The 6791-nt window shown below is 73.8% G+C and carries 6 protein-coding genes; 4 read left to right on the top strand and 2 right to left on the bottom strand.

Going from position 1 to position 6791, the window contains the following annotated elements:
• Nucleotides 1-20: 20 nt before the first annotated feature.
• Nucleotides 21-458, bottom strand: coding sequence for an SRPBCC family protein (locus tag ACF1BN_RS21460; protein ID WP_392333171.1), 438 nt, complete (start codon nt 456-458; stop codon nt 21-23).
• 362 nt (nt 459-820) lie between these two features.
• On the opposite strand from ACF1BN_RS21460, the gene ACF1BN_RS21465 reads away from it, so the two are divergent.
• Together ACF1BN_RS21465 and ACF1BN_RS21470 are read left to right on the top strand one after the other, a co-directional pair.
• A complete protein-coding gene (locus tag ACF1BN_RS21465) occupies nt 821-1204 on the top strand; it encodes a DUF6479 family protein (RefSeq protein WP_392333172.1) in 384 nt (127 codons plus the stop codon).
• Between the two features lie 415 nt (nt 1205-1619).
• Entirely contained in the window at nt 1620-2177 is a 558-nt protein-coding gene (locus ACF1BN_RS21470; RefSeq protein WP_392333173.1) for an RNA polymerase sigma factor, read from the top strand.
• Here the strand turns inward: ACF1BN_RS21470 and ACF1BN_RS21475 are convergent.
• Nucleotides 2161-3558, bottom strand: a complete 1398-nt coding sequence (locus ACF1BN_RS21475; protein WP_392333174.1) for a nucleotide disphospho-sugar-binding domain-containing protein — start codon at nt 3556-3558, stop codon at nt 2161-2163. The two genes, ACF1BN_RS21470 and ACF1BN_RS21475, sit on opposite strands and share 17 nt — an antisense overlap.
• Nucleotides 3559-3919: 361 nt before the next feature.
• On the opposite strand from ACF1BN_RS21475, the gene ACF1BN_RS21480 reads away from it, so the two are divergent.
• Together ACF1BN_RS21480 and ACF1BN_RS21485 are read left to right on the top strand one after the other, a co-directional pair.
• Entirely contained in the window at nt 3920-6010 is a 2091-nt protein-coding gene (locus tag ACF1BN_RS21480; protein WP_392333175.1) for a glycosyltransferase family 4 protein, read from the top strand.
• A gap of 99 nt (nt 6011-6109) precedes the next feature.
• Entirely contained in the window at nt 6110-6613 is a 504-nt protein-coding gene (locus ACF1BN_RS21485) for a GNAT family N-acetyltransferase (protein ID WP_392333176.1), read from the top strand.
• Nucleotides 6614-6791: the final 178 nt, after the last annotated feature.

A 6791-nucleotide genomic window follows, 5' to 3' on the forward strand; every position in this document is an offset into this window, starting at 1 on the left:
GCCACCAGGAGGCGCGGCCGTCAGATGCGCCTCGCGGTGGCGGCGGTCGGCAGGCGGGTGGCCACGCCGTCGGCCAGCCGCTCGAACTCCGACCGCAGGAACGGTGTCGCCAGCTTCGCGATGCCCTTGAACGTCAGCGAAGCGCGATAGGTCAGCCGAGTGCCGTTCCCCTCGGGCTCGAAGCGAAGATCATCGACCGCGGTGACCGTCTTGTTCTCCCCGATGAACACCAGGCGCGCCGACTCGCGCACGTCGAGCCGGTACTCGAGTTCGCTCGTACGCCCCCGGAAGACCGACCTGTTGCGCCAGCGCGAGCCCACCCGCACCGGTCCTTCGTCCAGCCGTACACACGACTCGGTGCCGGGGTCCCACTCCTCGGCTTGGGTGAAGTCCTCCAGGTACGCCACGAACTCCGGCAGGGGAAGCCCCACCACGAGTACCCTCTCGACGCTGATCACCGCACGGCCTCCCTCTCCCTGCCACTTGTCCCTCGCCTCGGGGTCGCGCCCCGGACACCGATGCTTCCGTGTGCGGGGGAGCCTCGGATGCAGGGTTCCGCCGCCCTTGTCGGCGCCCTTGTCGGCCACAGCGGTGACGGGCACCCGGGTCCTTGGCTCCGCGACGCCGTCCGTCACCAGAACGCTGCATGAACGATGCGAGTGGTTTGTGTGCTGATGTCTGAGTGAAGCTGATTTCCTTCCGCCTCGTCGCTGTCCCGTCCTGGCCGACGGCCGAACGGACGCATCGTGGAGGTGCGACGGGGCGACGCCCGACCGGGCATCGCCCTTCGGGCGGGGGTTCGATGATTGGGGAGACGCTCATGAACACCCACGTCCTCGCAGTGAACGGACTGGCTGCCGGCGTCTGGCAGTCCGGACTCGCCCAGGTGCTCGGCGGCCTGGTCGTGGTCGTCGTCCTCATCGGCGCGTTCGCCCTGGGGGTCAGGCTCACGAGGAAGGAGCTGCCGCCCCCCGACCCCGAGACCCAGCCGCACCGCCCCGAGACCGACCGGCATCCCGGTGAGATGTCCGAGTACCGCAAGCCCTCCGAGATGCCGCAGACCGATGGTGAGCACCGGCTCATGCCCTACAACCTGAAGAACTGCGGCGATGCCTCGCCCGTGCCGCCCAGCGAGGAGCAGCGCAAGTGGGGCGGGATCTCCAGCGGTGGCTTCGGCAGCGGAGGCACCGGCCACGGCGACTGAGGCGTCCGCCCCCCGCACGGAGCGGCGAACGGCGTGCCAGGGTCACTCCTGCGCACGCCGTCCCGCGTGCGACGGACGGCAGTCCTCGCCCTCGCCTGCCGGGGCATCGGCACGGCGACGGTGATCCCTCGGCGGGTGAGGGCAAGGACTCACGGTCGGCCCCGGCGAGACGACGTCCGGCCGGTTCCGGTGGGGTGGCCGCCGGCCGGCTCCGGTGGGATGGCGCAAGGCCGGCCCCGGTGAGACGGCGCCCGGCCGGCCCCGATGAGATGGCGCTCGGCCGGCCTCTGTGTTCCGCTGTTGCCGTGGGCATCTCTGCGCCGCGGCCTCGTCCCGAGGGACCCGATACGGCCGTCGGCATCGCGACCCCGTCCCTTCCCCCGGACGCTTCCGGAGACGAACGGTGTCCTCCAGCGTGCCCGCGCCCCCGTGCGCCCACTGCCTGGCCCGAGACGACGACGCGTCGCCGCACGGCGACGTCGTGCGCGAGGGCTTCGAGTCCCTCTTCACCGACTGGTATCCCGTCGTGCTGCGCTGGGCCCGGCGGCGTTGCATCGATCCCCAGGACGCCGAGGACGTCGCTCAGCGGGTGTTCGCGGACGTCTGGTCGCACTCCGGCCGGTACTGCCCGCGCCGCGGAGAATTCGGCCCGTGGCTGCGCGGCATCACGGCCCACAAGTCGGCCGACGCGTCCGGCGCGGTGGTCCGCCACCACGAAGGCTTCCGCCGCCTCGGCAGGGGACCCGCCCCGGAGAGCCCCGACCTGTGCGCGCGGGCGGTCGAGCGGCTCGGCCTGACCGGACACCTGGCCGCCCTGCCCACCGAGCGCCGCGAGGTCCTCTTCCTCGCGTACTACCTGGGGCTCACGCAGCCCGAGAGCGCACGGCGCCTCGGTCTGCCCCTGGGCACGGTCAAGAGCCATACGAGAAGGGCGCTGCGCTCCCTCGCGGGGGTCGTCAGCGAACGGGGATGACGCCCGCTCGGACGGGCCGGACGCCGTCCGGCGCCATCGCTCCCATGAGTCGGTGCGCCGCCCAGTCCGGCCCTCGCCGTCCCACCCGCCGGGACCAGTGCCGAAGCCCCGGGGGAGGGGCGTCGAGCAGCTGCCGAAGGGCTGTTCCGGCCGTCGTCTCGTCGAGTCGCGCCGGGTCGAGGCACAGGGCCAGCCCGGCGCGCTCGGCGTCGTGGGCGATGGCGAACTGGTCGCTGGAGAAGGGCAGGACGAGGGCCGGTGTCCCCGAGGCCAGCGCCTCCGTGAAGGAGTTGTTCCCGCCGTGGTGGACCATCGCGTCCACCTTCCCGAGGAGCCAGTGCTGGGGCACGACGCCTTCGATGTGGACGTCGGGTCCCGCCAGATGCGACAGGGCGGCCGCGCGGTCGCCCGCCGCCACGATCGCGGCGGCGTCGGGAAGGTGGGCCCGCAGGCTCCTCACCAGGAGGGCGAGCACGTCGTCGCGGGCGGAGAGGAAGGTACCGAGGGCGATCAGCACCACCCGCCGGCGCGTGGCCCTGAGCCGCCCCAGCACCGCCTCCCACCTCGCACCCGGGTCCGGCGGCACGGCGGGCACGCAATGCCCTCCGTGGACGACGGCCGCGCCGCCGTCCGGCCGCCCGGGCAGCCAGGGGAAATCGGGGTAGTTGAACACCACCGCGTGCGGTGAGGCCAGTGCGAAGGCGCGCCCCGGAGGCGGAGCGGCCGGAGCGTGGAGGCGTGCCGTCTCCGCGAAGCGCCGCGTGAACTCCGTGTCGACCTCCCGAGCCGCCCGACGAAGCTCCGCGAGTTCCCCGTCGGAGGGGCGGATCGCCTCGGGCCACGCGTAGGGCACGCCGAAGAGCGCGCTCCCGGAAGAGGGAACGTACGTGGGATGGCCGGGGCAGAACGTGGCGTAGCGAAGTCCCAGGCAGTGCAGGGCCAGCGTCACGGGGTAGCTCAGCTGGTCGACCACGTACCAGTCCGGCGCCAGCCGGGCGTGCAGGGACCGGATCCGCGCCAGCGTGTCCTCCGGGTCCGGCAGCATGTCCTGGCCGCGGTGCCGGCACTGCGTGAGCAGGGCGGACACCGCTCCGCGCCGGGTGGAGTCGAGGAACTCGTCGAGACGCCTCCGCTCCTCGGCGGCCTGCGCGGTGCTCCGGGCGACCCCGGTGTTCGAGTTCCGCGTGACGGCGAGCGGTACGAACGCCACCCCCGCCCGCTGCGCGAATCCCTCGAAGTGCGGACCGCACGCGAACACGACATCGGCACCGCGACGGGCGAGCGCCCCGGCCAGCACGGAGAGCGGCTGGGCGTGCGAGGCGAACGGGGGACTGACGACGACCACGCGCGGAGGGCGGTTCCCCGGGGCTGATGACTCCATGCCGACACGTTCGCCCCGGGGTACGCGGCTGGATGCAGGGGGGACAGCAGCCGGAACCTCCACGTACCGCACACGTTCCGTGACCAACCAACAATCAGTAGCCCGTCCGCCCGACCAACGGACCGCCCGACCAACCGTGACCCTACGCATCCCCCCGCGCGCATCCTCATGACGCCCCGACCCCCCTGCATCCGGATCCGGCATCGCCCGCGAACAACTGCTCGCCGAACATCGACGACGAGGAGTTGCGATGAAACGCTCCCACCCTCCCGCGGCTCACGGGGGACGCAGACCGCGGCTTTCCGCGCGTGTCCAGCCCGAGCCGTTCCTGGCCGTTCGGGCCGGGCACTGGGGGAGAGCCGTGGACGACTCCGTACGGTGGTCGAGGACACCGAACCTTCTGGCGGAACTCGTGGGGGCCGAGTACCGCAGGGACGGTCCGGCGGCACACGCTCCCCCGAGGCTCGCCTCCCCTCGGGACCTGGCCCTGGCCGAACTGAGGAAGCGGCTGCGCCTGGGGGAGGTCCCCGCACCGGAGGAGTGCGTACGCCTCCTCCTCGAAGGCTGCGAGCACACGCGCGCCGCGGTCTTCGACGCCTGGCCGGAGGTCGTACGAGGCCACGGGCCGGAGCACGCGCGGGCCGCTCTGCGCAGCGGTCTGCGGTCCGGTCGCGCCCCCGAGGCGGTACCGCAGATGCTGGATCTGGCCGCCGCTACCGGCCTACGGCCCCTCTCCCTCCCCGAACTCCTCGGAGCGGTGTCGGCACCGTCGTCCGGACGCCGGCTGCGACACGCCGCTTGGCGCCTCCTCGCCGCGATGGGCGAACGCACCCTGATACCCGACGCCGACACCGCCGTGGACGCGTACGAGAAGACGCTCCTGACCGCACTGGGCGGGGAACTCTCTCTCGGCTCGGACATCGTCGGCCTGAGGTCGGGCGTCCTGGTCGCCCAGTCCATGCTGATGGGGCACCTGGATCGTCCGGGCGAAGGGATGAGCGGCGGACTGGGCGTTCTCCTCGGCTCCCTGGGGGACGCCCTCGCGGACACCGAGGCCGTCGCCGGCGTCCTGACCGTCGTGACGGCCGACCTCGCCGAGCTGGAAGCGGACCCGAGCCTGCTGCGCCGCCGGGGCCGGAGGCATTGGGTGCTCCGGATCCCCGTGGACAGCGACCACCCGGTCCGCCCCGAGGAGACCGGGGCCCACCGGGACGCCATGGCGTGGTGGGCGACCCTCCTCCTCAGCTCGCTTCCCCGGCCTGTCGACGTCCTGCACGTCCGCTACGCCGACGACGGCTCGCTCGCCCTCGCCGAAGCCGCGCGCCGAGCCGGCCTCTCCCTGATGTTCACCGCCACCCCGGATCCCCATCGGCAGATGACCGAGCGCTACGACGCCCCGGGCGCCGACCCGCGCGCCCTCAGGGACGACCTGCACCGCGTCTTCCTCGCGGACCGGCTGCTGGAGAGGGCGGACCGCGTCGTGGGGATCGCGGGACGGGGCGGGGGAGCGGCGGAGCTCGTACGGTACTTCCCCCAGCTGGTGGACAGATACGCCGAGGGCGCTCCGAGCGCCCCGCCCGAGGGCATACCGCCGTACCTCCCGCCCGCGCGAGCGGCCCGCAGGCGCGCCGCCCTCCTCCGGGCGGTCGACGACGCCGCCGCCCCGGCGGACGGCTGCGCCGCCTCCTCGGTGCTGCTCAGCGTGGGCCGGCTCCACCCGGTCAAACAGCAGGACCTGCTGGTCCGTTCCTGGATCGACTCGGGATGCCATCGCCATACCGTGCTCGTGCTGGTGGGAGGCGGCCCGCACGCCGGCGACGCGGTCGAACGCATGATGCGCGCCCGCATCGAGGAAGCGCTCCGCACCCGACCGGAGGCACGCCGGCGGCTGCTCCTCCTTCCGGCGCTCCCCAACGCGGAGGTCAGGATGCTCGAACGAGCCCTCGCCGATCCCGCGCGACGGCTCTCCGCACGGTACGTGTGCCCCAGCGCCAAGGAGGAGTTCGGCCTCGCGCTCCTCGAAGCGATGGACGCGGGGCTTCTCGTGGCGGGCCCCCTGCGCGGCGGTGTGCCGCACTACGTGGTCGACGGCCACAACGGCCTGCTCGTCGACACGTCCACCTCCCGGACCCTCGGCGAGGGACTGACCCGCCTGCTCGCGGTCGACGACGGGCGGGCGAGGGTGATGGCCTCACGCGCCCGGACCCTCGTCAGGTCCACCTACTCGTCGACCGCCATGGCCCGCACACTGGCCGAGCACTACGCGGAGATGGCCACGCTCCGCGCGGCGAGAACCGCCGGGACCCTCCCACCGGGCCCGGCCTCCCCGAAGCGAGGGGACTCGCGGGCGCACGCGGCCGGGACGCCCCCGGCCACCCCGCCCCCGCTGCGAGCCTCAAGCGTCCCCGCTCACGCCGCGCCCCCGCCCACGCCGCCCCCACCGAGAGGCTGAAGCGTCCCCGCTCACGCCGCCCCCGCTGCGAGCCTGAAGCGCCCCCCGCCCCAGAACAGGGAGGAACGGGTGGCCGAGGCGCTGCTACGGTCGGGCCCCATGAGCTGGCTTCCCGATGACTTCGTCCACCCCGTCCTGGTACCGCTGCCGGGCGGGGGCCACCACCTGCGGCCGATCCGGGAGGCGGACACCCCGCTCGACTATCCGGCCGTGATGGGCTCGCGGGAGAGGCTGTGGGACATCTACGGCCCGGCGTGGGGCTGGCCGGCGTCCACCATGACCTACGAGGCCGACCAGGCGGATCTGCTGCGGCACGAGAAGGAGATCGCCGCACACCAGTCCTTCAACTACGCGCTGTTCGACGCGGCGGAGACCGCCCTGCTCGGCTGCGTCTACATCGACCCGCCGGAGAGGGCCGGCGCCGACGGCGAGATCTCCTGGTGGGTGGTGGACGAGCTGGTGGGCAGCGAGGTCGAGCAGGCCCTCGACGCGCTGGTGCCGCGGTGGATCGCCGCCGACTGGCCCTTCGAGCGGCCGCGTCTCCTCGGCCGTGACCTCTCCTGGTCGGACTGGCTCGCCCTGCCGGAGCACCCCGACGCGTGAGCGGTGCCGCCCGTGCCGAGTCGAAGGCCGTCGACCGTCAAACGGGGGCCTTGATCAGTCGGCCGCGACGGGGGGGGGGGGGGGGGGGGGGGGGGGGGGGGGGGGGGCGGGCGGGGGGGGGGGGGGGCGCGCCCCGCCCCCCCCCCCGGGGGCGGGGGCCGCGGCCCGCGGGCGGAGG

It is taken from the genome of Streptomyces sp. NPDC014861, from assembly GCF_043081625.1.
Classification (GTDB): Bacteria; Actinomycetota; Actinomycetes; order Streptomycetales; family Streptomycetaceae; genus Streptomyces.

Coding starts and splice junctions, on each gene's coding strand:
- ACF1BN_RS21465 (WP_392333172.1), top strand. CDS start 821: ATGAACACCCACGTCCTCGCAGTGAACGGACTGGCTGCCGGCGTCTGG.
- ACF1BN_RS21475 (WP_392333174.1), bottom strand. CDS start 3,558: ATGGAGTCATCAGCCCCGGGGAACCGCCCTCCGCGCGTGGTCGTCGTC.
- ACF1BN_RS21485 (WP_392333176.1), top strand. CDS start 6,110: ATGAGCTGGCTTCCCGATGACTTCGTCCACCCCGTCCTGGTACCGCTG.